Source organism: Kitasatospora sp. NPDC088548 (genome assembly GCF_044753005.1).
Classification (GTDB): domain Bacteria; phylum Actinomycetota; class Actinomycetes; order Streptomycetales; family Streptomycetaceae; genus Kitasatospora.
The window spans coordinates 1-26,615 of the sequence record NZ_JBIVMI010000033.1; the positions used below are offsets into that span (position 1 = coordinate 1).

General features: G+C 72.6%; 24 protein-coding genes and 5 tRNA genes. 20 read left to right on the top strand and 9 right to left on the bottom strand.

Translation table 11 applies throughout. The features are described from left to right. Window positions 1–50: 50 nt before the first annotated feature. The 3 genes from ACIP82_RS32150 to ACIP82_RS32160 all read right to left on the bottom strand — a co-directional run bounded on the left by ACIP82_RS32150 (window position 51) and on the right by ACIP82_RS32160 (window position 4,903). On the bottom strand, window positions 51–476 hold the full coding sequence (locus ACIP82_RS32150; RefSeq protein WP_400658640.1) for a DUF742 domain-containing protein: 426 nt from the start codon (window positions 474–476) through the stop codon (window positions 51–53). Window positions 477–627: 151 nt separating this feature from the next. Further along, window positions 628–1,041: a roadblock/LC7 domain-containing protein gene (locus ACIP82_RS32155; protein ID WP_030057391.1), complete on the bottom strand. Its 414-nt coding sequence runs from the start codon at window positions 1,039–1,041 to the stop codon at window positions 628–630. A 10-nt stretch (window positions 1,042–1,051) separates the two neighbouring features. After that, entirely contained in the window at window positions 1,052–4,903 is a 3,852-nt protein-coding gene (locus tag ACIP82_RS32160; RefSeq protein WP_400658641.1) for a nitrate- and nitrite sensing domain-containing protein, read from the bottom strand. Between the two features lie 569 nt (window positions 4,904–5,472). On the opposite strand from ACIP82_RS32160, the gene ACIP82_RS32165 reads away from it, so the two are divergent. From ACIP82_RS32165 to ACIP82_RS32200, 8 genes are all read left to right on the top strand, one after another. Beyond that, window positions 5,473–5,697 carry a hypothetical protein gene (locus tag ACIP82_RS32165; protein WP_363608858.1) on the top strand — a complete coding sequence of 75 codons (225 nt, stop codon included), beginning with the start codon at window positions 5,473–5,475 and terminating at the stop codon, window positions 5,695–5,697. Between the two features lie 245 nt (window positions 5,698–5,942). Continuing rightward, on the top strand, window positions 5,943–6,743 hold the full coding sequence (locus ACIP82_RS32170; protein ID WP_363608860.1) for a fumarylacetoacetate hydrolase family protein: 801 nt from the start codon (window positions 5,943–5,945) through the stop codon (window positions 6,741–6,743). Then, entirely contained in the window at window positions 6,736–8,235 is a 1,500-nt protein-coding gene (gltX, locus tag ACIP82_RS32175) for a glutamate--tRNA ligase (RefSeq protein ID WP_400658643.1), read from the top strand. The genes ACIP82_RS32170 and gltX overlap by 8 nt, the downstream gene beginning before the upstream one ends. Before the next feature lie 213 nt (window positions 8,236–8,448). Then, window positions 8,449–8,520 (top strand) — tRNA-Gln (locus tag ACIP82_RS32180). Window positions 8,521–8,571: 51 nt separating this feature from the next. Beyond that, a tRNA-Glu gene (locus tag ACIP82_RS32185) sits at window positions 8,572–8,644 on the top strand. Between the two features lie 27 nt (window positions 8,645–8,671). Further along, window positions 8,672–8,744, top strand: a tRNA-Glu gene (locus tag ACIP82_RS32190). Between the two features lie 27 nt (window positions 8,745–8,771). Continuing rightward, window positions 8,772–8,847 (top strand) — tRNA-Glu (locus tag ACIP82_RS32195). Window positions 8,848–8,891: 44 nt separating this feature from the next. After that, window positions 8,892–8,966, top strand: a tRNA-Gln gene (locus ACIP82_RS32200). Window positions 8,967–9,131: 165 nt separating this feature from the next. On the opposite strand, the gene ndgR is transcribed toward ACIP82_RS32200, so the two are convergent. Beyond that, window positions 9,132–9,845 (bottom strand): IclR family transcriptional regulator NdgR, encoded by a 714-nt coding sequence (ndgR, locus tag ACIP82_RS32205; protein ID WP_148642806.1) that lies wholly within the window; start codon window positions 9,843–9,845, stop codon window positions 9,132–9,134. A 231-nt stretch (window positions 9,846–10,076) separates the two neighbouring features. Here ndgR and leuC point away from each other — a divergent pair, with 231 nt between their 5' ends. From leuC to ACIP82_RS32225, 4 genes are all read left to right on the top strand, one after another. Then, window positions 10,077–11,498, top strand: a complete 1,422-nt coding sequence (gene leuC, locus ACIP82_RS32210; protein WP_363608864.1) for a 3-isopropylmalate dehydratase large subunit — start codon at window positions 10,077–10,079, stop codon at window positions 11,496–11,498. A gap of 5 nt (window positions 11,499–11,503) precedes the next feature. Next, a complete protein-coding gene (gene leuD / locus ACIP82_RS32215) occupies window positions 11,504–12,100 on the top strand; it encodes a 3-isopropylmalate dehydratase small subunit (RefSeq protein WP_363608866.1) in 597 nt (198 codons plus the stop codon). Window positions 12,101–12,282: 182 nt separating this feature from the next. Beyond that, window positions 12,283–12,630: a hypothetical protein gene (locus tag ACIP82_RS32220; RefSeq protein ID WP_400658647.1), complete on the top strand. Its 348-nt coding sequence runs from the start codon at window positions 12,283–12,285 to the stop codon at window positions 12,628–12,630. 133 nt (window positions 12,631–12,763) lie between these two features. Then, the gene (locus ACIP82_RS32225; protein ID WP_363608868.1) at window positions 12,764–13,501 is read left to right on the top strand and encodes an HU family DNA-binding protein; all 738 of its coding nucleotides are present in this window, start codon (window positions 12,764–12,766) and stop codon (window positions 13,499–13,501) included. 166 nt (window positions 13,502–13,667) lie between these two features. Here the strand turns inward: ACIP82_RS32225 and ACIP82_RS32230 are convergent, their stop codons facing one another. Both ACIP82_RS32230 and cofC read right to left on the bottom strand, forming a co-directional pair. After that, a complete protein-coding gene (locus ACIP82_RS32230) occupies window positions 13,668–13,889 on the bottom strand; it encodes a hypothetical protein (RefSeq protein WP_363608870.1) in 222 nt (73 codons plus the stop codon). An 86-nt stretch (window positions 13,890–13,975) separates the two neighbouring features. Next, window positions 13,976–14,659, bottom strand: coding sequence for a 2-phospho-L-lactate guanylyltransferase (gene cofC / locus ACIP82_RS32235; protein ID WP_363608872.1), 684 nt, complete (start codon window positions 14,657–14,659; stop codon window positions 13,976–13,978). Window positions 14,660–14,888: 229 nt separating this feature from the next. Between cofC and ACIP82_RS32240 the strand changes: the two genes are divergently transcribed. The 3 genes from ACIP82_RS32240 to ACIP82_RS32250 all read left to right on the top strand — a co-directional run bounded on the left by ACIP82_RS32240 (window position 14,889) and on the right by ACIP82_RS32250 (window position 17,983). Beyond that, entirely contained in the window at window positions 14,889–15,719 is an 831-nt protein-coding gene (locus ACIP82_RS32240; RefSeq protein WP_363608874.1) for a lysophospholipid acyltransferase family protein, read from the top strand. Next, the gene (locus tag ACIP82_RS32245) at window positions 15,716–16,717 is read left to right on the top strand and encodes an NAD(P)H-dependent glycerol-3-phosphate dehydrogenase (RefSeq protein ID WP_363608876.1); all 1,002 of its coding nucleotides are present in this window, start codon (window positions 15,716–15,718) and stop codon (window positions 16,715–16,717) included. The genes ACIP82_RS32240 and ACIP82_RS32245 overlap by 4 nt, the downstream gene beginning before the upstream one ends. A gap of 123 nt (window positions 16,718–16,840) precedes the next feature. Beyond that, window positions 16,841–17,983 (top strand): D-alanine--D-alanine ligase family protein, encoded by a 1,143-nt coding sequence (locus ACIP82_RS32250; RefSeq protein WP_363608878.1) that lies wholly within the window; start codon window positions 16,841–16,843, stop codon window positions 17,981–17,983. Window positions 17,984–18,060: 77 nt separating this feature from the next. Here ACIP82_RS32250 and ACIP82_RS32255 read toward each other — a convergent pair whose 3' ends face one another. Beyond that, window positions 18,061–18,573 (bottom strand): DUF3515 family protein, encoded by a 513-nt coding sequence (locus ACIP82_RS32255; RefSeq protein WP_363608880.1) that lies wholly within the window; start codon window positions 18,571–18,573, stop codon window positions 18,061–18,063. Window positions 18,574–18,592: 19 nt separating this feature from the next. Then, a complete protein-coding gene (locus tag ACIP82_RS32260) occupies window positions 18,593–18,826 on the bottom strand; it encodes an Lrp/AsnC family transcriptional regulator (protein ID WP_400658652.1) in 234 nt (77 codons plus the stop codon). A gap of 215 nt (window positions 18,827–19,041) precedes the next feature. Between ACIP82_RS32260 and ACIP82_RS32265 the strand changes: the two genes are divergently transcribed. From ACIP82_RS32265 to thiD, 3 genes are all read left to right on the top strand, one after another. Continuing rightward, a complete protein-coding gene (locus ACIP82_RS32265; protein ID WP_400658654.1) occupies window positions 19,042–20,007 on the top strand; it encodes a thiamine-phosphate kinase in 966 nt (321 codons plus the stop codon). A gap of 201 nt (window positions 20,008–20,208) precedes the next feature. Beyond that, window positions 20,209–21,234 (top strand): 6-phosphofructokinase, encoded by a 1,026-nt coding sequence (locus ACIP82_RS32270; RefSeq protein WP_400658656.1) that lies wholly within the window; start codon window positions 20,209–20,211, stop codon window positions 21,232–21,234. Window positions 21,235–21,257: 23 nt separating this feature from the next. Continuing rightward, entirely contained in the window at window positions 21,258–22,073 is an 816-nt protein-coding gene (gene thiD / locus ACIP82_RS32275; RefSeq protein ID WP_363608888.1) for a bifunctional hydroxymethylpyrimidine kinase/phosphomethylpyrimidine kinase, read from the top strand. A 111-nt stretch (window positions 22,074–22,184) separates the two neighbouring features. Here thiD and rpmB read toward each other — a convergent pair whose 3' ends face one another. Beyond that, complete coding sequence (gene rpmB / locus ACIP82_RS32280) at window positions 22,185–22,370, bottom strand: 50S ribosomal protein L28 (protein WP_014138233.1); 186 nt, start codon at window positions 22,368–22,370, stop codon at window positions 22,185–22,187. Between the two features lie 283 nt (window positions 22,371–22,653). On the opposite strand from rpmB, the gene ACIP82_RS32285 reads away from it, so the two are divergent. Both ACIP82_RS32285 and recG read left to right on the top strand, forming a co-directional pair. Beyond that, window positions 22,654–24,288, top strand: a complete 1,635-nt coding sequence (locus tag ACIP82_RS32285) for a DAK2 domain-containing protein (RefSeq protein ID WP_400658659.1) — start codon at window positions 22,654–22,656, stop codon at window positions 24,286–24,288. Window positions 24,289–24,376: 88 nt separating this feature from the next. Beyond that, window positions 24,377–26,590 carry an ATP-dependent DNA helicase RecG gene (recG, locus tag ACIP82_RS32290; RefSeq protein WP_400658661.1) on the top strand — a complete coding sequence of 738 codons (2,214 nt, stop codon included), beginning with the start codon at window positions 24,377–24,379 and terminating at the stop codon, window positions 26,588–26,590. Window positions 26,591–26,615: the final 25 nt, after the last annotated feature.

The following is a 26,615-nucleotide window of genomic DNA, read 5'->3' on the forward strand; positions in this document are numbered from 1 at the left end:
CGGCGACGACGATCTTCGCGGAGGTGGTGGCGCGGGTGGGGGCGGCCGCGTTAGAGCTTGCGAAGTCCACTGAGGACCCTTTCGAGCAGCGTGACATCGGGCGTTCCGCCCGACTCGCCCGCGGCGGCGGGCTGGTGGATGGCGACGAGGCCGGCCTCGGCCAGGTCGGCCACGAGGATGCGGGCCACACCGAGTGGCACGCCGGCCAGTGCGGAGATCTCCGCGATGGACTTGACCTCACGGCAGAGGCTGACGATCCGGGTGTGCTCCGGCAGCAGGCCGCCGGTCCGGTCGGCCGAGGCGGTGGTCGAGATCAGCGCCTCGATGGCGAGCTGGTACCGGGGCCTGGTACGGCCTCCGGTCATCGCGTACGGGCGGACCAGCGGCTGCTGCTCGTAGCCGTCGGACTGCTGCCCGCCGTAGCCGCTGCCGTACCCACTGCCGTACGAGCCGGCGGGTGTCGAAGGCGGGGTCATGGGTCCTCCTTGTGCTGCAGCCTTGGGCAGCCGGTTCCAGCTGGGGCGGTGCCAGCCGAGGCGAAATCAGCTGCCTGAGGGTAGCTGAGGGTGAGACGCCGGGCCTGGTCGGGTCAGACCCGGCGGGGAGGTGGGACGGGGGGATGTCCGCTCAGTGCAAAAGACTGCCCTGAAGCTCTGCGCGGAGTGCGGGGGTGAGGACGGCGCCGGCCCGGTCGACGAGCAGGGCCATTTCGTATCCGACGAGGCCGATGTCGGAGTCGGGGGAGGCGAGTACGGCGAGGGCGGAGCCGTCGCTGACCGCCATGAGGAAGAGGAATCCGCGTTCCATCTCGACGACGGTCTGGTTGACCTCGCCGCCCTCGAAGATCCGGCTGGCGCCGGAGGTGAGGGAGGTGAGGCCGGAGGCGACGGCGGCGAGCTGGTCGGCGCGGTCGCGGGGGAATCCCTCGGACATGCACAGCAGGAGGCCGTCCGCGGAGACCACCACCGTGTGCGACACCCCGGGGGTGTTGTCCACGAAATTGGTGATCAGCCAGTTCAGGTTCTGTGCGGCCTGGCTCATCTGATTCAACTCAACGCTCCTGATGATCTGCGCCGTTGCCGTCTTCCCGGCCTCCGAAACCGTCGAAGCCGGGCTGCTGGACACCATGGTTGAAGCCCGCCGGGTTGCCCTGGCCGGCCTGTTCCGCACCGGCCCGGCGGCCCTGCTGGATGCCGCGCCGCAGGTTGGTCAGCCGGCCGCGCACCTCCTCGGGGGCGCGGGAGACCTGCGGACCGGTCAGCGGGGACGCCTCGGCGGTGCCGGAGACCAGGTTGGCCTGCGGGGTCCGCCGGGGGAGGCCGGACATGGTGACGCCACTGGTGGAGGGCTCGCGGACCTGCTCGGCCCGGCGCCAGCGCTCGTCGTTCGCGGACGGGCGCCACGGGGCGTCGTCCGGACCGGCCGGCTGGCCCGGCTGCGGCTGCTGAGCCTGTTCGGCCTGCTGGGCCTGCTGGGCCGGAGCCTGCTGGGCCTGGGCCTGCTGACCCGGTGCCGGCTCCTGGAAGCCCGGCGCGGTCGTCCCGGGCCGGCGCGGCTGGTACGAGCGGGCCCGGCCGTCCTCGCGGGCCCACGACTGCCCGTCCTGCCCGAAGTCCGGCAGACCGCCCTGGGCACCGCCCTCGGACGGGCCGGTCGGCAGCGCCATCGGCTCCTGGCGGAACTGCTCCTGCCGGACCGGCTCGGGCCGCGCCTGCTCCTGGCGGACCGGCTCCGGACGGGGCGGGGTCGGCACGTTCGGCAGCACCGGCTCGACCAGGCCGAGGCCCAGCGGGTCACGCGGGTCGATCTCGCTGGCCTCGAAGCGCGGCCGGGCGAACTGCGCGGTGCTCTCCATCGACGACGGCTCGGCCGACGGCAGCGGCTGGGCCTGCTGCGGCGGCTGCGGCTGGAACTGCTGCGGCGGGAGCTGCGGCTGCTGGGCGCGCTGCGGCGCCTCCGGGCCGGGGCCGGGACGCTGCGGCCGGCGCGGCCCCTGCGGAGCCTGGCCGCCCGGGGCACCCGGTCCCTGCGGAGCCTGCCCCGGCTGGCGGCGCTGCGGCAGCCCGTCCTGCGGGCGGTTGCCCGGACGGGCCCCCTGGCCCTGCGGCCCGCCGGGCCCACCCGGACGGCCCGGCTGGTCGGCCCAGCCGTGCTGCGGCTGCTCGGCGGTCCGGGCACCGGGCCCGCCGTCGAACTCGGCGCGCGGACGCTCCTGGCCGGGGCGGCCGCCGTCGGCGGGCCGGCCCTGAGCGGGCTGCGGCCGGCCGGGCTGCTGGCCGCCGCGGCGCGGCAGACCGCCCGGGCCGCCCTGCGGCGGGCCCTGCCGGCCCGGGCCCTGCGGGGGCAGACCGCCCTGCTGGTTCGGTGCCGGCTGGCCCTGCGGCTGCTTGCCCTGCGGCTGCTGGCCCTCGCGCAGCGACTGGCCGGCCTGCCGGGTCGGCAGACCGCCACCGTTGCGGCCGCCCTGCCCGGGCCGGCCACCCGGGCCGGCGGGCGCACCCGGCGCACCCGGGCCCGCCTGGCCGCCGGGGCCGCCCTGGCCGAGCTGCGGACGGCCCTGCGGGGCACCGCCCGCCGGGCCCTGGCCGAGCGCGGCCGGGCCGCCGTTCGGGCCGCCGTTGGGGTTGCCGGGCACCTGGCGCTGCTGACGCGGCGTCGGGGCGGCCCCGCGCTGCTGCTTGGCCTGCGCGGAGCCGGGCCGGCCGGCGCCGCGGCGGTCGGCCGAGTTGGTGACGTCCACCGGGAGCATGACCAGCGCGGTGGTGCCGCCGGAGTCGCTGGGGCGCAGCTGGATCCGGATGCCGTGACGCAGCGACAGGCGGCCGACCACGAACAGGCCCATGCGACGGGAGACCGAGACGTCCACGGTCGGCGGGCTGGCCAGCCGCTCGTTGATGTCGGCGAGGTCGTCGGGGCTCAGGCCGATGCCGGTGTCGTGGATCTCGACCAGCACCCGGCCGTCCGGCAGGGCGTGGCCGGTGACCCGGACCCGGGTCTGCGGGCTGGAGAACGAGGTGGCGTTCTCCAGCAGCTCGGCGAGCAGGTGGACGAGGTCGTTGACGACGCGGCCGGCGACCTCGGCCGACGGCACCGTGGCGAGCTCGATGCGTTCGTACTGCTCCACCTCGGAGGCGGCGGCGCGGAGCACGTCGACCAGCGGGACCGGGCGGGTCCAGCGGCGGCCCGGGTCCTCACCGGCGAGGACGAGGAGGTTTTCGCCGTTGCGGCGCATACGGGTCGCGAGGTGGTCCAGCTTGAAGAGGTTGGCCAGCTGGTCCGGGTCGGCCTCGCGGCTCTCCAGCTCGGAGATGAGCGACAGCTGGCGCTGGATGAGGCCCTGGCTGCGGCGCGAGAGGTTGGTGAACATCGCGTTGATGTTGCCGCGCAGGAGGGCCTGCTCGGCGGCGAGGCGGACGGCCTCGCTGTGCACCATGTCGAAGGCGTGCGCCACGTGGCCGATCTCGTCGGCGGAGTCGACGCCGACGGGCTCGACGGTGACGTCGACGTCGTGCGGGTCGCTCTCGGAGAGCGTCTTGACCAGCTCGGGCAGCCGCCGCTCGGCGACGTCCTCGGCCGCGGCCTGCAGCCTGGTCAGCGAGCGCACCATCGAGCGGGCGATCAGACCGGCGCCACCGAGGGCGACGAGCAGCACCAGGGCGACGGCGGCACCGATGATCAGGGCCTCGGTGTCGGCGGCGGACTGGAGGTCCTGGGCCTTGCCGTCCAGGTCCTCGATCAGCTTGCTCTCGATCCGCCGCTCGGCGGTGATCTTGGCGCTGGCCTTCTCGTACCAGTCCTTGTAGGAGACCGGGTCGGTCTGCTGGATACCGCTCTGCTGGAGGATCGAGCGCGCGTAGCGGTCGGCGTCGGCGACCACCGAGTTGTAGCTGAGCTGGCCGCGCAGGTTGTCCAGGTCGTGCGAGGTGTAGATGTTGTTGAAGCTGGTGAGCGCGTTGTCGTAGGAGGCGCGCAGGCGGATACCGAAGGACTCGTCGCTCAGGCTGAGGTTCGGGGCCTTCGGGTTGGCGAGCGCGGCGCTGATCAGGGCGCGCTGCTGCGAGGTGGTGTTCTTGGCCAGCGAGAACTGCTGGAGGGCGCGGGTGGCGCGGACCAGGTCCTTGTTGTTGGAGCCGAGCGCGATGTCCTGGGTGATCGACAGCAGGTCGCGGATGATCACGTCGTAGGCCGTGATCGTCGACTGGATGTTCTGGTTGTTCTGGTACGGCGTGTTGCGCGCGTCCGAGATCGAGTTCAGGTCCTTGCGGATCTGGAAGAGCAGCGCCTTGCCGCCGGAGAGTTCCAGGTTCTCGAACTTCTCCGAGGAGGCGGTGAAGGTGCGGCTCAGATCGTCGGTCTTCTTGCGGGCGGCGACGATGTCGTCGTCGAGCGGGGCGGCCGGGTCGTGGGTGATCGGCCCGGCGCTGATGTCCCGCTCGTTCTGCAGGGCGTCGGCGAGGTTGGTCGCCTTCTTGGCCAGATCGGAGAGGTTGGCCATCTGGGCGAGCTGCTGCGAGGCCTCGAGCGAGGTCTGGATGCGCAGGCCACCGAGGACGAGGGCGACGAGCACGGGCAGGGCGAGCAGGGCGATCAGGCGGGTACGGATCCGCCAGTTGCGCAGCGCCAGCCGGCTCATGCCCTTGGCGCGCCGGCGGGTGAGGGTCTTGCGGAGCTTGTCCCGGGTCGACTTCCGGTCCTGCTGCCCGTCGTCCTCCTGCCGGCCGGAGTCGGGGCCACCGGAGCCAGGGTGGCCGGAGTCGGGGCCACCGGGGCCGGGCCGGCCGGGCGCCTCGAGGGCCGGTTCGGCCGGGCCGCCGGGCGCTACCGCCTGCTGGGGGCCTGCTGTGGGCTCACGCGACTCCGGGTCACCCGCGGCGCCGCTACCCCTTTTGAAACGTCCCTGCACTGGCGTCGCAACCTCTGGACCGGGCGTCCCGCCGCGTCGCCGCAGCCTGGACGGTGTGGAGTTTCCATCCGCACCCCGGCCGGTCCGGGAGAGCGGGTCGCCGGGGTGGACTGCTCCCTACCCACGGTCCGTGGCATTCCAGCACAGCGGCGGAATCCCAACAAGGGCCGACAGGGCACCCCGCGTGGCGCTACCGAACGCGCGCATGACTTCACTGACTGTGTGCCAACCGGACCGGAATACCGCCTTTTTCGGACACTCGCCGGATACATGCCAACCTGACCCGAGATCAACAAGAGTCACAGAGCTTCCCGAATGCCCGTTATTTCCGGTATGTCGGCAAAATCTGATGCAGCGATATGTCGGATATAAGAGAATTGCTCTTCAATTTGTGAGCAAAATCACAGGTGAATGTGTAGCTTTGGTCACGGTGGCTGTGGAAAGAGATCCGTAATCTGGCTGCATCCGGAGCACGGCCCCGATCAGCCTGCCCAGAATCCCCCGAATCACTCAGGCCGGCGCCGATTCCCCGTGGACGCGCCGGGCCGCGACCCCGAGGTGCTGACGCGATGTCCCAGGCGAAGAAGGCCGCCACCAAGTCCACGCTGTCCTGCCGCTCCACGGCGAACCCGCGCCGGACCACGCTGGCCTCGGTCGAGGACTTCAGCAAGATCCCCGGCGCCCGCCGGGCGGAGCAGGTCGTCGTCTACTCCACCGAGCTGCCGGCCAGCACGGCCAACCCGCGCCGCACCACGCTGATGGTCGCGCCGGTGGTCGCCGTCCCGCAGGACTGACCGGACCCGCTTCGCCGAAGGGCGCCTCGGCCGCACCCCACCGTGCGGCCGAGGCGCCCTTCGGCGTCCCCGGGCAGGCCCGGCGCGGGCCGGACGCAACCGCGCTGAACAGGGGCAAAGCGGTCAGCCGGGGGCTCACGCGATAGCCTGGACGACGATTGAGCGGGGCCGGGCCCAACGGGCGCGGCGCCCACCAGCGCCCGGGCGCGCCCCGGGCGGCCGACGAAGCGAGGGGTAGCCCAGCCGTGCGCATTGCCAGGTTTTCCGTCCGGGAGGGGAGCCCTGCCGCCGGCAGCGTCTCCTTCGGCGTGGTCGAGGGCGACCCCGCCCAGCCCGAGTCACTGGTCGTCCACGCCCTGGCCGGCCACCCCTTCGGGCAGCCCCAGCCGACCGGCGAGAGCTACCGCTTCCAGGACGTGCGGCTGCTCAGCCCGATGCTGCCCAACAAGATCATCGCGGTCGGCCGCAACTACGCGGCGCACGCGGCCGAACTCGGCAACGACGTCCCGGACGTCCCGCTCACCTTCTTCAAGCCGTCCACCTCGGTGATCGGCCCGACCGAGTCGATCGCCTACCCGCCGTTCTCCTCGGACGTCCACTACGAGGCCGAACTGGCCGTGGTGATCGGCCGGATGTGCCGCGAGGTCCCGCTGGACCGGGTGCCCGAGGTGATCCTCGGCTACACCTGCGCCAACGACGTCACGGCGCGGGACGTCCAGCAGCGCGAGGGCCAGTGGGCCCGCGCCAAGGGCTTCGACACCGCCTGCCCGCTCGGCCCGTGGATCGAGACCGACCTCGACCCGGCCGACCTCGCCATCACCTGCACGGTCAACGGCGAGCCGCGGCAGACCGGCCGCACCTCCCTGATGGTCCGCTCGGTCGCCGAGCTGATCGTCCACATCTCCGAGGCCATGACGCTGCTGCCCGGCGACGTCATCCTCACCGGTACACCCGCTGGGGTGGGCCCCCTCAACGTCGGCGACCAGGTCGCCGTCTCCATCGAAGGCATCGGCACTCTCACCAACAAGGTGATCAAGCGTGGCTAACACCGACCCCACCGTCCGGGTCCGTTTCTGTCCGTCCCCGACCGGGAACCCGCACGTGGGCCTGGTCCGTACCGCCCTCTTCAACTGGGCCTTCGCCCGCCACAACGGCGGCACGCTGGTCTTCCGGATCGAGGACACCGACTCCGCCCGCGACTCCGAGGAGTCGTACAACCAGCTGCTCGACGCCATGCGGTGGCTCGGCTTCGACTGGGACGAGGGCCCGGGGACCGGCGGCCCGCACGAGCCGTACCGGCAGTCGCAGCGGATGGACATCTACGCCGACGTCGCCCGCCGCCTGCACGAGGCCGGCCACGCCTACTACTGCTACTGCAGCACCGAGGAGCTGGACGCCCGCCGCGAGGCCGCCCGCGCGGCCGGCCGGCCCTCCGGCTACGACGGCCACTGCCGGGACCTGACGGACGATCAGGTCGCCGTCTACAAGCTGGAGAAGCGCGAGCCCATCCTGCGCTTCCGGATGCCCGACACCACCATCAGCTTCGACGACCTGGTGCGCGGCACGCTCACCTTCGAGCCGGAGAACGTGCCGGACTACGGGATCGTCCGGGCCAACGGCGCGCCGCTCTACACCCTGGTCAACCCGGTGGACGACGCGCTGATGAACATCACCCATGTGCTGCGCGGCGAGGACCTGCTCTCCTCGACCCCCCGCCAGATCGCGCTGTACGCGGCGCTCGCCGAGATCGGTGTCGGCGACGGCAGCACCCCGCGCTTCGGCCACCTGCCGTACGTGATGGGCGAGGGCAACAAGAAGCTCTCCAAGCGGGACCCGCAGGCCTCGCTCAACCTGTACCGCGAGCGCGGCTTCATCCGTGAGGGCCTGCTCAACTACCTGTCCCTGCTGGGCTGGTCGCTCTCCGCGGACGACGACATCTTCAGCGTGGAGCAGCTGGTCGAGGCGTTCGACATCGCGGACGTCAACGCCAACCCGGCCCGCTTCGACCTGAAGAAGTGCGAGCACGTCAACGCCGAGCACCTGCGCCGGCTGGCCCCGGAGGACTTCGTCCGCCGGCTGGTGCCGTACCTGCAGGCCCCCGGCCTGCTCCCGGCCGAGCCGACCGCCGCGCAGCTGGAGCTGCTGGCCAAGGTGGCACCGCTCACCCAGGAGCGGATGGTCGTGCTGAGCGAGATCGTCAACATGGCGGGCTTCCTCTTCGTCGACCCGGCCGACTTCACGCTCGACCCGGACGACGCGGCCAAGGTGCTCACCGCGGACGCCCGCCCGGTGCTGGAGGCCAGCATCAAGGCACTGGAGGCGCTGGAGGACTTCTCCCCGGAGCCGATCCAGGCGGCGCTGCGCGAGGCGCTGGTGGAGGGGCTGGGCATCAAGCCCAAGTTCGCCTTCACGCCGCTGCGGGTGGCCGTCACGGGCCGGCGGGTCTCCCCGCCGCTGTTCGAGTCGATGGAGCTGCTCGGGCGCCCCGAGACGCTGCGTCGGCTGACCGCCGCCCTGGCGGCCGTTCCGGCCGCCTGAGGCAGCCTCCGAGCAGGTCGCGGGCCCGGCTTCAGGCCGGGCCCGCGGCGTTCCCGGCCCGGCCTGCGGTTATCGATTTTGGAGCCGCGCCCGGCATCGGGTAATGTTCTTTCTGCGCCGCCCGGGAGGGAACGGCGAGGGACCAGAAACCTCGTCAGGACCAAGCAGGCGGAGCAGCGCCGAGCAAGACCCCGTCAGGGGGTTGAACTCCGGTGGGGTATGGTGTAATTGGCAGCACGAGTGATTCTGGTTCATTTAGTCTAGGTTCGAGTCCTGGTACCCCAGCGCAGTACCCTTGCAGTAACCGCAGTGCCCAGCAGTACCGAAGCAGTACAAGCCCCCGTTGTGTAGCGGCCTAGCACGCTGCCCTCTCACGGCAGTAGCGCCGGTTCGAATCCGGTCGGGGGTACTGATCCCGCAAGGGATCGCCAAGAAAGCCCCCGTTGTGTAGCGGCCTAGCACGCTGCCCTCTCACGGCAGTAGCGCCGGTTCGAATCCGGTCGGGGGTACTGATCCCGCAAGGGATCGCCAAGAAAGCCCCCGTTGTGTAGCGGCCTAGCACGCTGCCCTCTCACGGCAGTAGCGCCGGTTCGAATCCGGTCGGGGGTACCAGAGCAGGAAGGCCGGTGGGCTCGCCCATCGGCTGAATGCTTTGTTGGGGTATGGTGTAATTGGCAGCACGAGTGATTCTGGTTCATTTAGTCTAGGTTCGAGTCCTGGTACCCCAGCCAGAAATAAAAGCCCCGGAGATCCGGGGCTTTTGCGTTTTCCGGAGCGGCCTTCCCCGGTGGCTTTCCCGGGGCGCCCCGACCCCGGGTGACTTTCCCGGGCGCAGCGGAAAAGGGCCCGTACCGGAGTTTCCGGTGCGGGCCCTTTCCGTTGTCCGCCGGTGCCGCTCAGCCGCGGCGGAGTGCCTCGGTGAGGCGGTTGGCGGCCTCGATGATGGCCTGGGCGTGCAGCCGGCCCGGGTGGCGGGTCAGGCGCTCGATCGGGCCGGAGACGGAGACGGCGGCCACCACGCGGTTGGAGGGGCCGCGGACGGGCGCGGAGACGGACGCCACGCCCGGCTCGCGCTCGCCGATGGACTGGGCCCAGCCGCGGCGCCGGACGCCGCTCAGCGCGGTGGCGGTGAAGCGGGCGCCCTGGAGGCCGCGGTGGAGCCGCTCGGGCTCCTCCCAGGCCAGCAGGACCTGGGCGGCCGAGCCGGCCTTCATCGGCAGGGTGCTGCCGACCGGGACGGTGTCCCGCAGACCGGAGAGCCGCTCGGCGGCGGCTACGCAGATCCGCATCTCGCCCTGCCGGCGGTAGAGCTGTGCGCTCTCGCCGGTGACGTCGCGCAGGTGGGTCAGGACCGGGCCCGCGGTGGCGAGCAGCCGGTCCTCGCCCGCCGCGGCGGAGAGTTCGGAGAGACGGGGGCCGAGGATGAACCGCCCCTGCATGTCCCTGGTGACCAGACGGTGGTGTTCGAGTGCGACGGCGAGTCTGTGGGCCGTGGGCCGCGCCAGACCGGTGGCGGCGACCAGCCCCGCCAACGTGGCGGGGCCCGACTCCAGTGCGCTCAGCACCAGAGCGGCCTTGTCGAGAACGCCGACGCCGCTAGAGTTGTCCATGCCCTAAGACTGCAGTCTCATTCCGCGAGACGCAAGTTCAATCTTCCGGGAAAAGCGCCACTCTGGAGAGAGCAGCCCGGGAGACGTCCAGGATGCGGCCTCGACAGAGCGTCCGCATGGTGGACACCGATCCGGCGTGCAGGTCGCGCGGCGCAAGCCTCACAGGGCGGCGAAAGCACTGACCTCGACGACACGAGAAGGCCGGCAACGCGGCCGGCTGGAGGGAACCCGATGGGACGGACACTCGCAGAGAAGGTCTGGGACGACCACGTCGTGCGGCGCGCGGAGGGCGAGCCCGACCTGCTCTACATCGACCTGCACCTGCTGCACGAGGTGACCAGCCCGCAGGCCTTCGACGGCCTCCGGCTGGCCGGACGCACGGTCCGCCGCACCGATCTCACGATCGCCACCGAGGACCACAACACCCCGACCCTGGACATCGACAAGCCGATCGCCGACCCGGTCTCCCGGGTACAGCTGGAGACGCTGCGCCGCAACGCCGCCGAGTTCGGGGTGCGGATCCACTCGCTGGGCGACATCGAGCAGGGCGTCGTCCACGTGGTCGGCCCGCAGCTCGGCCTGACCCAGCCCGGCACCACCGTCGTCTGTGGGGACTCTCACACCTCCACCCACGGTGCGTTCGGCGCCCTGGCGTTCGGCATCGGCACCAGCCAGGTCGAGCACGTGCTGGCCACCCAGACCCTCCCGCTGGCGCCGTTCAGGACCATGGCGATCACGGTCGAGGGCGAACTGCCCGAGGGCGTCACCGCCAAGGACCTGATCCTGGCGATCATCACCAGGATCGGCACCGGCGGCGGTCAGGGCTACGTCCTGGAATACCGCGGCTCGGCCATCCGCGGCCTCTCCATGGAGGCCCGCATGACCATCTGCAACATGTCCATCGAGGCGGGCGCCCGGGCCGGCATGATCGCCCCCGACCAGACCACCTTCGACTACCTGGAAGGCCGTCCGCACGCGCCCAAGGGCGAGGACTGGGACGCCGCGGTCGCGTACTGGAAGACCCTGGCCACCGACGAGGACGCGGTCTTCGACCACGAGATCTTCATCGACGCCACCGAGCTGACCCCGTTCGTCACCTGGGGCACCAACCCGGGCCAGGGCGCGCCGCTCGGCTCCGCCGTGCCCGACCCGGCGTCCTTCGCCGACCCGCAGGAGCGGACCGCCGCCGAGAACGCCCTGGCGTACATGGGCCTGGAGGCCGGCACCCCGCTGCGCGAGGTCAAGGTCGACGCCGTCTTCGTCGGCTCCTGCACCAACGGCCGGATCGAGGACCTGCGGGCCGCCGCGGCCATCGTGGAGGGCCGCCGGATCGCCGACGGCGTGCGGATGCTGGTCGTCCCCGGCTCGGTGCGGGTCGCCCTGCAGGCCGTCGAGGAGGGCCTGGACAAGGTGTTCACCGCGGCCGGTGCCGAATGGCGCCACGCGGGCTGCTCGATGTGCCTGGGCATGAACCCCGACCAACTGGCCCCCGGCGAGCGCTGCGCCTCCACCTCGAACCGCAACTTCGAGGGCCGGCAGGGCAAGGGCGGCCGGACCCACCTGGTCTCGCCGCAGGTCGCCGCCGCGACCGCGGTGCTCGGCCGACTGGCCGCACCCGCCGATCTGACCGCCGACGTCGCTGTGGAGGCCTGAGCAGCATGGAGAAGTTCACCACCCACACCGGTTCGGCCGTGCCGCTGCGCCGCAGCAATGTCGACACCGACCAGATCATCCCGGCGCACTGGCTGAAGAAGGTCACCCGTTCCGGTTTTGAGGACGGGCTGTTCGAGGCCTGGCGCAAGGACGAGTCGTTCATCCTCAACCGGCCCGAGCGCCAGGGCGCCACGGTGCTGGTGGCCGGCCCCGAGTTCGGCACCGGATCGTCCCGTGAACACGCCGTCTGGGCACTGCAGAACTACGGTTTCCACGCCGTGATCTCGTCCCGCTTCGCCGATATCTTCCGCGGTAACTCGCTGAAGAACGGCCTGCTCACGGTCGTCCTGCCGCAGGAGACGGTGGAGCGGCTGTGGGCGCTCACCGAGGCCGACCCGACCGCCGAGATCACCGTCGACCTGGAGGCCCGCGAGGTGCGCGCCGAAGGCGTCACGGCCTCGTTCGAGCTGGACGACAATGTCCGTTGGCGGCTGCTGAACGGCCTGGATGACATCAGCATCACACTGCAGAACGAGGCCGACATCGCGGCCTTCGAGGCGACCCGGCCGTCGTTCAAGCCGCGTACTCTGCCGGTTGCCTGAGAGTCCGCTGAGAACAAGCATTCTGACGATCCGCCGGATGGCCCGTCCCCCCTCGGGGGGGCGGGCCATCCGCCGTTCCGAGCGAGGAGTTCGGGTCCGCAGCAGCCCCCCGATTGCCGATTTGGGATTGCCGCAGAGGGCCCCGCGCAAGTACAACTGCGGGTAGATGGCACAATCAGTACATGCACCGGCACCATGAACCTCCGTACGCGGGCGGCGAACCCGCGTCACCGGAGTCCACGGGCCGGGGATCCGAACGCCGAATTGACGATCGGCCGGACGCCGCCGCCTCACCTGCTGAGGGGCCGGACGACCCGGAAGTCGCAGCGCTCTACGCGCTTGTGGCCGAGCGGTTGAAGCAAGCTCACGCCCGCGTGCATGCGCTGAACGTGTCTGCCGATGCAAAGACCGCTCTCACCCGTCAACTCCTCATCGTCACCGAGACCGCCAAGCGCGATCTTCCGGGGGCGGCAAGGCGGTTGAGTCGCTTTGTGCAGGACCTCGACGAGGGGCGCCCGCCCGTCGACTGAGGTCGCCGACGCGCAAATCCATTGCGACACTAGGGTGATTCGCGCGTTTGGTAATTGAAAGTCCGCAGATACATACCTAACGTGCGAAATGAACGGATGGAATCATCCGGCGCCCGTTTCCGAAGGGGAAGACGTGAACAAGGCTCAGCTTGTCGAAGCGGTGGCCGAGCAGCTGGGCGGTCGCAAGGCTGCCGCAGAGGCCGTCGACGCAGTGCTCGACACCATGGTGCGTGCCGTTGTGGCGGGTGACCGGGTGTCGGTCACCGGTTTCGGCACCTTTGAGAAGGTGGAGCGCTCCGCGCGCTTCGCCCGCAACCCGCAGACCGGTGAGAAGGTCAAGGTCAAGAAGACCTCGGTGCCCCGCTTCCGTCCGGGCCAGGGCTTCAAGGACCTGGTCAGCGGCGCCAAGAAGCTGCCGAAGGAAGGCCCCTCGGTGAAGAAGGCGCCCAAGGGCTCCCTCACCCCGGGCAAGAGCGGTGTCGCCGCGACGCCGGCCGCCAAGCGCGCCGCCACCAAGCGGGCCGCTGCCGCTGCCGCCGCTCCGGCCGCGACCAAGAAGGCCGCCGCCAAGAAGACGGCCACCACGGCCGCCGCCAAGAAGACCACGGCCGCCGCCAAGAAGGCGACCGCCACGAAGGCGACCGCCACCAAGGCGACTCCCGCCAAGAAGACGGCCACCACGGCCGCCGCCAAGAAGACCTCCGCCGCCGCGACCAAGAAGACGGCCGCTGCCAAGAAGACGGTCACCACCGCCGCCGCGAAGAAGACCACGGCCACCGCCAAGAAGGCGACCGCCACGGCCAAGAAGACGGCTCCGGCGAAGAAGACCACCACCCGCAAGACCACCGCGCGCAAGACCAGCGCGAAGTAGTCGCGGGACGGCCTTCGAGAGCCGTGGCGTACCCCCTCCCGGAATTCCGGGTGGACGGGCCGCCACGGCTCTTCCGTTTTCCGGGCCCTCAGTCAGCATCCGATGGCGCGCAGTGACCGGCGCGCGGGCGGGAACGGACGGGAACCAGCGGAAAAAGAGGGAGGCGTCAGCCGGCGGCCGGGTCCGGAAAGGTCTGCAGGGTGAGGAAGACCACCCGGCGGGCCTCGCCGGAGCCCTCGGTGCGGATGCGCACCCGCTGGCCGGGGCGCAGCAGCCGGAGGCCGCCGGCGTCGAAGGCGGCCGCGTCGAACGGCACCGGGGTCCCGTCGTCGAGCAGCACGGAGCCGGCCCGGGTGGCGGGGTCGAAGGTGAACGCGGTGGCCTGCATGGAAGCAGCATAGCGAGCGGTACCGACAGGCCGGGGCGGCGTCCGGAGCCCGGCCCGGGGCCGGGAACGCGGTCCGGGGGCGCCGCTCAGGGGCGTCCGAGCCGCACCGCGAGGGCGCCGGTGTGCGGCCCGACACCGAGGGCGAGGGCCTCGGTGAGGTCGGCGCCGGTGTCGACGTCCCGACGGACCGACTCCACGCCCGCGAGCCGCAGTTCGCGGGCGCCGCCGGCCGCGTGCCGGGCCCGGGAGCCGTCGCCGAAGGCGGGGGAGAGCGGGCTGCCGGGGGCGCAGGCGAGCAGCGTGGTGCCCAGCCCGGGGCTGTCGGCCAGGAAGGCGCGCCCGGTCGGCGGGACGGCGCGCAGGACCCGGGCCAGTTCGGCCGGGCGCAGGGCCGGCAGGTCGGCGGAGAGCGCCGCCAGCGGCGCGTGCGGGGCGAGGGCCAGCGCGGCCGACGCACCGTGCGTCAACGCCTGGTTGAGGCCGCCGCCGGGCTCGTCGTCGACGACGACGGCGCCCAGCGCGGCCAGCCGGGCGCCGGCGTCCCGGTCCCGGGTGACCACCAGTACACGGGACACCCCGGAGGTCGCCAGGGCGGCGGCGACGGTGTCGAGGGCGAAGGAGAGTGCCAGGTCCGCCCGGTGCGGCCCGGCGAACGGGGCCAGCCGGGTCTTGGCCAGCGCGAGCGGCTTGAGCGGCAGCACCAGCGACCAGCCGCCGGTGGGTGCGGGGGGCGCGACGGGCCCGCTGGGGCGTACGGTGTCCTGGGTCATCGGCGTCATTGTGACGCCGGTCCAGGAGCTCTCGCCAGGCCGTCCCAGCTGTGCGGACGTGCGTTTGATCACGCCTGCCGGATGTGCTGGCGGGGTTGCTCGACAGGCGGTGAGCGGTCGGGCGAGACTGTTCCGCGCCCGGGTTCCGGGCAGCGGGTCGCCGGTGCGCGGCACCGGAAGGTTATGACTGCGGCACCCCGGGTGCCGCACCGGATGAGGAGGACCTGGGGTGGCCCGCCGCTCGTACGCCGGCTTCGGCAACGCCGATTACGGCATCTGGTACCGCTTCGCGGCCGTGCTGGTGAAGCCGGTGACGACCGCCCTGGTGAAGCCCGACTGGCGGGGCTGGGAGCACCTTCCGGAGAAGGGCGGCTTCATCGCCGCGGTCAACCACAACTCGATCATCGACCCGGTGGTGTACGCGCACTGGCAGTACAACAGCGGGCGCCCGCCGCGCATCCTGGGGAAGTCCTCGCTGTTCTCGGTGCCGTTCATCGGGTTCATGCTGCGCAAGACCGGCCAGATCCCGGTGTTCCGCGAGTCCACCGACGCCGCGGCCGCGTTCCGGGCGGCGATCGACGCGGTCAACAACGGCCAGTGTGTGCAGTTCTACCCGGAGGGCACGCTCACCCGGGATCCGGACCTGTGGCCGATGACCGGCAAGAGCGGGGTGGCCCGCGTCGCGCTGATGACCGGCGCGCCGGTCATCCCGGTGGCGCACTGGGGCGCGCACGAGATCATCCCGCCGTACGGCAGAGGCGGTTCCGGGCGGGGCAGGTTCAACCTGTTCCCGCGCCACAGGGTGACGGTGGCGGCCGGGCCCGCGGTGGACCTGAGCAAGTACCAGGGCCAGGAGCTGACCGCCCAGGTGCTCAGGGACGCCACCGAGGACATCATGGCGGCGATCACCGCCGTGCTGGCCGACATCCGCGGCGAGGAGCCGCCGGCCGAGCGGTACGACATGCGCGCGGCCGCCCGGAGCCGGGCCACCGCCGCGGCGGCCGAGCGGCAACGGGCCGCGGGCACGCGCACGAACGGAACCGAGGAGGCCGGCAAGTGACCCGATGTGCCGTGTTCGGGACGGGTTCCTGGGGGACCGCGTTCGCGATGGTGCTGGCCGACGCCGGCAGCGAGGTGGTGCTCTGGGGGCGCCGCCAGGAGCTGGTGGACGCCATCAACACCACCCGGGTGAACCCGGACTACCTGCCGCAGGTCGAGCTGCCGGCGTCGATCCGGGCCACCACCGACGCCGCCGAGGCGCTGGCCGGCGCGGAGTTCGCGGTGCTCGCGGTGCCCTCGCAGACGCTGCGCGAGAACCTGGCCGCCTGGGCGCCGCTGCTCGGCCCGCGGACCGTGCTGGTCAGCCTGATGAAGGGCATCGAGCTGGGCACGGCGAAGCGGATGAGCGAGGTGATCGCCGAGGTCGCCGGGGTCGGCCCGGAGCGGGTCGCGGTCGTCAGCGGCCCCAACCTGGCGCGGGAGATCGCCAACCGGCAGCCCGCCGCGAGCGTGGTGGCCTGCACCGACGAGTCGGTCGCCAAGCGCCTCCAGGCGGCCTGCCACACCCCGTACTTCCGCCCGTACACCAACAGCGACGTGATCGGCTGCGAGCTGGGCGGCGCGGTGAAGAACGTGATCGGCCTGGCGGTCGGCATGGCCGACGGCATGGGGCTCGGCGACAACACCAAGGCGACGCTGATCACCCGCGGGCTGGCCGAGACCACCCGGCTGGGGCTGGCGCTCGGCGCCGACCCGTACACCTTCGCCGGGCTCGCCGGGATGGGCGACCTGGTGGCGACCTGCTCCTCGCCGCTGTCGCGCAACCACACCTTCGGCACCAACCTCGGCCGGGGCATGTCGCTGGCGGAGACCATCGCCGCCACCCGGCAGACCGCGGAGGGCGTGAAGTCCTGCGAGTCGGTGCTCGACCTGGCCCGGCGCAACGGCGTCGACATGCCGATCGTCGAGGCCGTGGTGGACGTGGTGCACAACGGGCGGCCCACCCAGGAGGCGCTGGCCGCGCTGATGGCGCGGTCGGCCAAGCCGGAACGGCACTGACGGCCCGTCCCCGCGGCCTGTTCCCGCCGTCCGTCCCCACCCCCGTCCCCGGCGCCCGGGCGCCGGGGATTCCGGGGCGGCGCACTTTCCGGAAACCTTTCGCACGGTAGTCTCAAACCCGATATGAGCATCGAACAGACCTCCCCGAATCCGTCCGCGAAGCCGCGCGTAGCGATCGTCTTCGGCGGCCGCAGCTCCGAGCACGCCATCTCGGTCTCCACCGCGGGCAGCGTGCTCAGGGCGATCGACCGCGAGAAGTACGACGTGCTGCCGATCGGCATCACCCACGAGGGCCGCTGGGCGCTGGTCAGCGACGAACCGGCCCGGATGGCGATCACCGACGGCCGTCTGCCGGACGTCGCCCACGTGGCCGAGGCCCTCGACGGCCGGGTCGCGCTGCCGCTCGACCCGGGCAGCCGCGAGGTGGTCTGGAGCGAGCCGGGCTCCGCTCCCAAGGTGCTCGGCGAGGTCGACGTGGTCTTCCCGCTGCTGCACGGCCCCTGGGGGGAGGACGGCACCCTGCAGGGCCTGCTGGAGCTCTCCGGCGTGCCCTACGTCGGCAACGGCGTGCTCGCCAGCGCGGTCGGCATGGACAAGGAGTTCACCAAGCGCGTCCTGGCCTCGCACGGCCTGGGCGTCGGCCGGTACACCGTCGTCCGTCCGCGCGAGTGGGAGAGCGAGGCGGGCCGCGCCGCCGTCCGCGAGCGGGCCGCCGAGCTGGGCCTGCCGCTGTTCGTGAAGCCCTGCCGGGCCGGTTCCAGCATGGGCATCACCAAGGTCAAGGACCTCGCCGACCTCGACGCGGCGATCGAGGAGGCCCGTCGGCACGACCCCAAGCTGATCATCGAGGCGGGTGTCTCCGGCCGCGAGATCGAGTGCGCGGTGCTGGAGTTCGAGGACGGGCCGCGGGCGAGCGTGCCGGCCGAGATCCTGGTCGGCGGCGGCTACGAGTTCTACGACTTCGACGCCAAGTACATCGACTCCTCCGAGGTGCGGATCCCGGCCGGGCTCCCGGAGCCGGAGACCGCCGAGATCCGGCGCCAGGCGGTCGAGGCCTTCGAGGCGCTCGGCTGCGAGGGCCTGGCCCGGGTGGACTTCTTCCTGCTGGACGACGGCAGCTGGATGATCAACGAGATCAACACCATGCCCGGCTTCACCCCGATCTCGGCCTACCCGAAGATGTGGGAGGCCAGCGGGCTGACGTACCCGGAGCTGGTCGACCGGCTGCTCCAGGCGGCGCTGCGCCGTTCGACCGGCCTGCGGTAGCCGGTCCGGACCGGCGACGGACGACGGACGAGGGCGGGCCGGGAAGCTCCCGGCCCGCCCTCGCACCTACCGTGTCGCTACGGGATGTTGGCCTTCACCACGTCGGAGAGGGCGGCGGCCGCGTCCAGCGGGTTGGCGGTGACCCCGCCGGGGACGGTCACCTCGACGAAGGCGGCGCGCTGGGTGGCGGTGAACCGGTAGCCGCCGTCGTTCAGCTGCTCCGGCCACCAGGTGACGTCGTTGACCGTGGGGGACATCTCGGCCTGGCGGTCGCCGGTGAGCCCCTCGGGGTGCGGCACGCCGCAGCGCAGCACGGTGCGCGGGCTGGTGTCCCAGGCCGCGACGAACGGTGAGGCGGGGGACGGGTCCCGGCGCTGGTGGCCGAGCAGGGTCGACGGCAGCGCGGCGGCCAGCGCGCGGCAGTACTCGGCCTGGCGGCTGGTCGGCGTCGGCGCCTCGATCTTCTCGGGCGCGCTCCAACTGCCGAGCAGCACCACCACGGTGCAGGTCAGCGCGACGGGCACCGCCAGCCACCGGACGGGGGCCGGCAGTGCCGCCAGGACGCGGGGGACACGGAGTTCTCTGGCCACCCGCCGATGGTAGCCGGGCCTACAGATGCACCACCGGACAGGTGAGGGTCCGGGTGATGCCCTCGACCTTCTGGATCTTGGCGACGACGAGCCGGCCGAGGTCGTCGACGGTCTCGGACTCGGCCCGCACGATCACGTCGTAGGGACCGGTCACGTCCTCGGCCTGGATGACACCTGGGATTTCGGAGATGGCCGCGGCCACGGGAGTGGCCTTGCCGACCTCGGTCTGGATCAGGATGTATGCCTGTACCACGGGGACCTCCCGGCGGCTGGTTACGGGGATCGCCGCCGTGATCGCCCGGTCAGGCGCGAGGGTGGGAACGGGCTCACCGGCAGTCTGATCACCACGCTACCCCGCAGCGGGCCGAGGAGGGGAGACCTCGGCGCTCTGGAAGGGCGTACGCTGCGCGCGGGGGCCGCTTGTGCCGTACGGCGACAAGCTTCCGGCTGGAACGCGAGAGGACGCAGATGCAGGGGACCGTGGGCGAGCTTGGCGAGTTCGGCCTCATCAGGGAGCTGACCGCCCGGGTACCGCTCACCGACGCCGTCGACCTCGGTCCCGGTGACGACGCCGCGGTGGTGAAGGCGCCGGACGGCCGGGTGGTGGCCACCACGGACGTGCTGATCGAGAACCGGCACTTCCGCCGGGACTGGTCCACCGCCTACGACGTGGGCCGCAAGGCCGCCGCGCAGAACCTCGCCGACGTGGCCGCGATGGGTGCCGTGCCGACCGCGATCCTGCTCGGGCTGGTCGCCCCCGCCGATCTGCCCACCACCTGGGCCACCGAGCTGATGGACGGGCTGCGCGACGAGTGCCAGGTGGCCGGTGCGACGGTGGTCGGCGGCGATGTGGTGCGCGGTGACACCATCACGCTGGCCATCACGGCGCTCGGGGACCTTCAGGGGCGTGCGCCCGTGACGCGCGCCGGGGCACAGGTGGGCGACGTGGTCGCGGTCACCGGCTGGCTCGGCTGGTCGGCCGCCGGACTGACCGTGCTGCAGCGCGGGTTCCGCTCCCCGCGGGCCTTCGTCGAGGCGCACCGCCGCCCCGAGCCGCCGTACCACGCGGGCCCGGCCGCGGCCGAGTTGGGCGCCACCGCGATGATCGACGTGAGTGACGGGCTGGTCGCCGACCTCGGCCATGTCGCCCGGGCCAGCGGGGTGGACATCGACCTCAGGGCCGCCGACTTCGACGTCCCGGCGCAGATGGCCGACATCGGCCAGGCGGTCGGGGTGGACCCCTTGGTCTGGGTGCTCTCCGGCGGCGAGGACCACGCGATCGTGGCGACCTTCCCGCGCGGGGCCCAACTGCCCGCCCGCTGGCGGGTGGTGGGCGTGGTGGCCGGCCGGGCGAGGCCCGCCCGCGGCGGCCGGGTGACGGTGGACGGCGAGGCCTGGGACCGGGTCGGCGGCTGGGACCACTTCGCCGAGTGACCTGTCCGGCCGGGTGGACGACGCCCCGGCGCGGGTGGTGCGGACGGCGCGGGGACGGGCGGGGACGACGTCCGGGACGCTCCCCGAGTGCGGTGGACGGGCACGGGGGGACGGACCGCGTAGGCTTGCGGACGACCGGGCCCGCCCGCCCTTCGGCGCGGGTGGTCTGAACCACTTGCGGAGCGGGAGAGCACAGCCACCATGCGCATCGGTGTCCTGACCAGCGGCGGCGACTGCCCCGGCCTCAACGCGGTGATCCGTTCCGTGGTGCACCGCGGAACGGATGTGCACGGCGACGACATCGTCGGCATCGAGGACGGCTTCCTCGGCCTGATCGAGGGCCGCACCCGGCCGATCTCGCACGACGACGTCACCGGCCTGCTGACCCTCGGCGGCACCATCCTGGGCTCGGCCCGGGTGCAGCGCGACCGGATCGCCTGGGCGGTGGAGAACGCGCAGACCCTGGCCCGGGACATCGGCATCGACGCGCTGATCGCGATCGGCGGCGAGGGCACGCTGACCGCCGCCAAGATGTTCAGCGACGCCGGGCTGCCGGTGGTCGGCGTCCCGAAGACCATCGACAACGACATCGACGCCACCGACGTCACCTTCGGCTTCGACACCGCGGTGCACGTCGCGACCGACGCGATCGACCGGCTGAAGACCACCGCGGAATCCCACCAGCGTGTGATGGTGGTGGAGTTGATGGGCCGTCACACCGGCTGGATCACCCTCACCGCCGGTATGGCGGGCGGTGCGCACGGCATCCTCATCCCGGAGAAGCCGTTCGACATCGAGGCGGTGGCCCGGATGGTCGAGGACCGCTTCTCCCGGGGCAAGAAGTTCGCCATCATCGCCGTCGCCGAGGGCGCCGCCCCGCTGCCCGGCACCATGCGCTTCGACCACGGCACCGTCGACCAGTACGGCCACCAGACCTTCGGCGGGATCGGCAACCGGCTCGCCAACGAGCTGGAGAACCTGCTCGGCAAGGAGGCCCGGCCGGTCATCCTCGGCCACACCCAGCGCGGCGGCACCCCCACCGCCCGCGACCGGGTGCTCGCCACCCGGTTCGGCTGGCACGCGGTGGAGGCCGTCCACCGGGGCGAGTTCGGGTACTTCACCGCGCTGCGCGGCAACTCCATCGAGCTGGTGCCGGTCGCGCAGGCCGTCACCCGTCTCAAGACCGTGCCGCAGGACCGCTGGCTGGAATCCGAAGCCGTGCTCTGAACCGGCCCGGGTAGGTTGGGCGCATGGCTCTTGCGTCCCCCACCCCCGCCACCGCTCCTCCGCGTGTGCTCACCGTCGCCGGCTCCGACTCCGGCGGCGGCGCCGGCATCCAGGCCGACCTCAAGGCGATGCTCGCCCTCGGCGTCCACGGCATGAGCGTGATCACCGCCGTCACCGCACAGAACTCGCTCGGGGTCCAGGGCTACTGGGAGCTGCCGGCCGAGGCCGTCCGGGCCCAGTTCCGCAGTGTGGTGGACGACATCGGGGTGCAGGCCGTGAAGACCGGCATGCTCGCCTCGACCGAGCTGGTCGAGACCGTCTCCGAGCTGCTGGCCGGGGTGGACGCCCCGGTGGTGGTCGACCCGGTCGGCGTCTCCAAGCACGGGGACGCGCTGCTGGCCGCCGAGGCCGTCGCCACCGTCCGGGAGAGACTGCTGCCGGTCGCCACCCTCGCCACGCCCAACCTGCACGAGGTGACGCAGCTCACCGGCCGGACCGTCGAGCGCGAGGCGCAGATGCTCGACGCGGCCAAGGCGCTGCTCGACCTCGGTCCGCGCTGGGTGCTGGTGAAGGGCGGCCACCTGGAGGGCGAGGCCGCCGACCTGCTCTACGGCGGGGCGGGGGAGGAGTACTGGTACCGCGCCCCGCGCTTCGACAACCGGCACACCCACGGCACCGGCTGCACCCTGGCCAGCTCGATCGCCGCAGGCCTCGCCAAGGGCGAGTCGCTGCCCGAGGCGGTGGCCTCCGCCAAGGAGTACATCACCGGGGCGATCGCCGGCGGGTTCGCGCTCGGCGCCGGGATCGGACCGGTCGACCACGCCTGGCGCTGGCGCTGACACCGTCATGGGCGGGCCCGAGGGCCCGCCCATGACGGTGCGGAAAAACAGAAAGCCGGTTCATCCGAAGATGAACCGGCTGACTGGAGGACCGGCTTACCGGTCTGCGCGTCAGCGCGAGACCTTACCGGCCTTGATGCACGAGGTGCAGACGTTGAGCCGCTTCGGCGTCCGCCCAATCACAGCGCGCACCGTCTGGATGTTGGGGTTCCAACGACGGGGGGTACGGCGGTGAGAGTGGGAGATGCTGTTGCCGAAGCCCGGCCCCTTGCCGCAGACGTCGCAGTTGGCAGCCACAGGAGTCACTCCAAGACTTCAGATCATTTACGTTCGAAAACCCCGCTGGACCAGCGGAGCACTCTCGTGAACCGGACCGGACCGAAGGGTGAGCCCGGATTGTTCCAGGCAACCGGAAGAGCATACAACGCTTGCTTCCGTTCGACGAAACTACCACGACCACGCGGGTGATCGCTTCGCTCACGGCCCCCCGGCGCCGCCCCCCGGCCCCCGATAACCTGCCGGTATCACCCCTCGCCGTTCACTCTCAGGCCATCACGGCGTCCCATCCGGAGGAGACCTGGTGCTGCACACGCTCGACGCCCCGGCCGTGCGCACCTGGTGCCAGCTGGCTCTGCGCGCGCTCGGCCAGGCCCGCGAGGAGATCGACGCACTCAACGTCTACCCCGTCCCGGACGGAGACACCGGCACCAACCTCTATCTGACCGTGGAGTCGGCCGCGGCCGCGGTGGAGAGCCGGTTCACCGACCCGGCCGGGGACCCGGAGCCCGGGCTCGCCGAGGCCGCCCGGGCGATGGCCCGGGGGGCGCTGATCGGCGCCCGCGGCAACTCCGGCGTCATCCTGGCCCAGTGGCTGCGCGGCACCGCCGAGACCCTGGCCGGGGGCGGCGGCGCCGAGCAGCTGCGCGCCGCGCTCCAGCGCGCCGCCGAGTCCGCCTACCAGGCCGTCGCGGAACCCGTCGAGGGCACCCTGCTGACCGTCGCCCGGGTGGCCGCCCGGGAGGCGGCCCGGGTCGGCGGCGGGCTCGCCCAGGTCGCCGACACCGCCCACCGCGCCGCCCGCGACGCGCTGCGGCACACCCCCGAGCAGCTCTCCGTCCTGGCCGAGGCCGGGGTGGTGGACGCCGGCGGGCGCGGCCTGGTCGCCGTGCTCGGCGCCCTCGCCGACGCGGTGGCCGGGCACCAGCCGATGGGCCCGGTCGCGCTGCGCGGGGACGTCCGGACCGCCGAGAGCTGCGCGGGCGCGCACCTTCGGCCGCCCGGCCCCGGCCACCCCGCCTTCGAGGTGATCTACCTGCTGGACGCGCCCGACGAGGCGCTGCCCGCGCTCCGGACGCGGCTCGGCGCGCTCGGCGACTCGCTGGTGGTCGGCGGCGGCGACGGCCTGTGGAACGTCCATGTCCACGTGGACGACGCGGGCGCCGCCGTCGAGGCCGGGGTCGAGGCCGGGCGCCCGCACCAGATCCGGATCACGCACTTCGCCGAGGCCGCCGCACGCTCCGGCACCGCGGCCGAGCGGGGCGAGCGAGCGGAGCGCGCCCGGGCGGTGCTCTCCGTGGTCTCCGGCGCGGGCCTGGCCGAACTCTGCGAACAGGCCGGTGCCGCCGTGCTGCGCGCCGACCCGGACCGCCCGCCCGCCAGCGCCGAACTCGCCGAGGCGGTCCGGCGGGCCGCCGCCCGCGAGGTCGTCCTGCTGCTCAACGACCCCGAACTGCGGGCCGCCGCCGGGGCCGCCGCCGACCAGCTGCGCGAGGAGGGCATACGGATCGCGGTGCTGCCCACCCGCTCGCCGGTCCAGGGCCTGGCCGCGCTGGCCGTGCACGAGGCGGGCCGCCGGTTCGACGAGGACGTGGTGGCCATGACGTCCGCCGCCGGTGCCACCCGGCACGCCGAACTCGCCCTCGCCGAGGGGGAGTCCTGGACGATGGCCGGGGTCTGCCAGGCCGGGGACGTGCTCGGCCTGATCGACGGCGACGTCGCGGTGATCGGCACCGGGCTGGCCGAGGTCGGCGAGAGCGTGCTCGACCGGATGCTCGGCGCGGGCGGCGAACTCGTCACCCTGGTCCTCGGCGAGGGCGCGCCCGCCGGCCTGGCCGAGCGGCTGGTCGCGCACGCCCGGCACCGGCGCCCCGAGGTCGACGCGGTGGTCTTCCACGGCGGCCAGGAGTCCGCGCCGCTGCTGATCGGGGTGGAGTGAGCCGCCGGCCCGCCGGCCCGCCGGTCCGCCGGGCTGACGCACCGCCGCTCCGGTGGTTCTGTCGGCCCGGTGGTGTAAACAGGGCGTGATGGGCGCTCTCGATGAACCACTGACCAAACTGGTCGGCGACCGTACCGCCAAGGTGCTCGCCGACAGCCTCAAGCTGCGCACGGTCGGGGACCTGCTGCACCACTATCCGCGCCGCTACGTCGAACGCGGCCAGCTCACCAGCCTGGACGAGCTGGAGATCGACGAGCACGTGACCGTGCTGGCCCGGATCGAGAAGGTCACCCTGATCCCGTTCCGCGGCCGCAAGGGCGACCGCCTGGAGGTCGTCGTCACCGACGGCCGCAGCCGGCTCTCCCTGGTCTTCTTCAACCAGGGCTGGCGGCAGAAGGAGCTGCGGACCGGCGCCCAGGGCCTGTTCGCGGGCAAGGTCGGCGTCTTCAACCGCACCCGCCAGCTGGTCTCGCCCGACTACCAGCTGCTCGACGAGGACGCCGGGTCCGACGCGGCCCGGCAGTTCGCCGGCCGGCTCATCCCGGTGTACGGCGCCAGCGCCCAGATGCCCAGCTGGAAGCTGTCGATCTGCGTCGAGACGGCGCTCACCAAGCACCTGGCCGACGTCGGCGAACCGCTGCCCGCCGAACTGCGCGAGCGGCACGACCTGATCCCGCTGCCCGAGGCGCTGGAGCTGGTCCACCGCCCGCGCAGCCAGGCCGACCGCGAGCGCGCCCAGAGCCGGCTGCGCTGGGACGAGGCGTTCGTCCTCCAGGTCGCGCTCGCCCAGCGCCGGGCCGCCGACTCCGCGCTGCCCGCCGTCCCGCGCCTGCCCCGGGCGGGCGGCCTGCTGGACGCCTTCGACGCGCGGCTGCCGTTCACCCTCACCGACGGCCAGCGGACCGTCTCCGCCGAGATCGCCGCCGACCTGGCCACCTCCCACCCGATGCACCGGCTGCTCCAGGGCGAGGTCGGCTCGGGGAAGACGCTGGTCGCGCTGCGCGCCATGCTCGCCGTGGTGGACGCCGGCGGCCAGGCCGTCCTGCTCGCGCCCACCGAGGTGCTGGCGCAGCAGCACCACCGCTCGATCGTCGAGATGATGGGCGACCTGGCCGAGGGCGGCATGCTCGGCGGCTCGGACCTCGGCACCAAGGTGGTGCTGCTGACCGGCTCGATGGGCGTTCCGGCCCGGCGGCAGGCGCTGCTGGACATGGCCTGCGGTGACGGCGGCGTCGCCATCGGCACCCACGCGCTGATCGAGGACAAGGTGCAGTTCCAGGACCTCGGCCTGGTCGTGGTGGACGAGCAGCACCGCTTCGGCGTCGAGCAGCGGGACGCCCTGCGGGCCAAGGGCGAACAGCCGCCGCACCTGCTGGTGATGACGGCCACCCCGATCCCGCGCACCGTCGCGATGACGGTCTTCGGGGACCTGGAGACGTCCGTGCTGGACCAGCTGCCGGCCGGGCGCTCGCCGATCTCCACCCATGTCGTCCCGGCCGTCGAGAAGCCCAACTTCCTGGCCCGTGCCTGGGAGCGGGTCCGCGAGGAGGTGGCCAAGGGCCACCAGGCGTACGTGGTCTGCCCCCGGATCGGGGACGAGGAACCCACCGACCCGAAGAACGCGAAGAAGAAGCGCAAGCCGGCGCCGGACGACCCGGAGGACCTGGGCGCCGACAGCGACGAGCGCCGGCCCCCGCTGTCCGTGGTCGAGACCGCCGAGATGCTGGAGAAGGGGCCGCTGGCCGGGCTGCGGGTGGAGATCCTGCACGGCCGGCTGGCGCCCGAGGCGAAGGACGAGGTGATGCGCCGGTTCACGGCCGGCGCGGTGGACGTCCTGGTGGCCACCACCGTGATCGAGGTCGGCGTCAACGTCCCCAACTCCACCGCGATGGTGATCATGGACGCGGACCGGTTCGGCGTCTCCCAGCTGCACCAGCTGCGCGGCCGGGTCGGGCGCGGCAGCGCGGCGGGCCTCTGTCTGCTGGTCAGCGACATGCCGGCGGGCAGCCCCGCCCGGGCCCGGCTGGACGCGGTCGCCGGCACGCTGGACGGCTTCGAGCTGTCCCGGATCGACCTCGAACAGCGCCGCGAGGGCGATGTGCTGGGCCAGGCGCAGTCCGGGGTGAAGTCCTCGCTCAAGGTGCTGTCCGTGCTGGAGGACGAGGACGTCATCGTGACGGCCCGCACCGAGGCCACCCGGCTGGTCGCCGAGGATCCCGGGCTGGCCGCCCATCCGGATCTGCGCACCGCGCTGGAGAGCCTGATCGACGAGGACCGCGCGGCCTACATGGAGAAGGGCTGAGCGCGTTCGTCCAGGGTCGATTGTC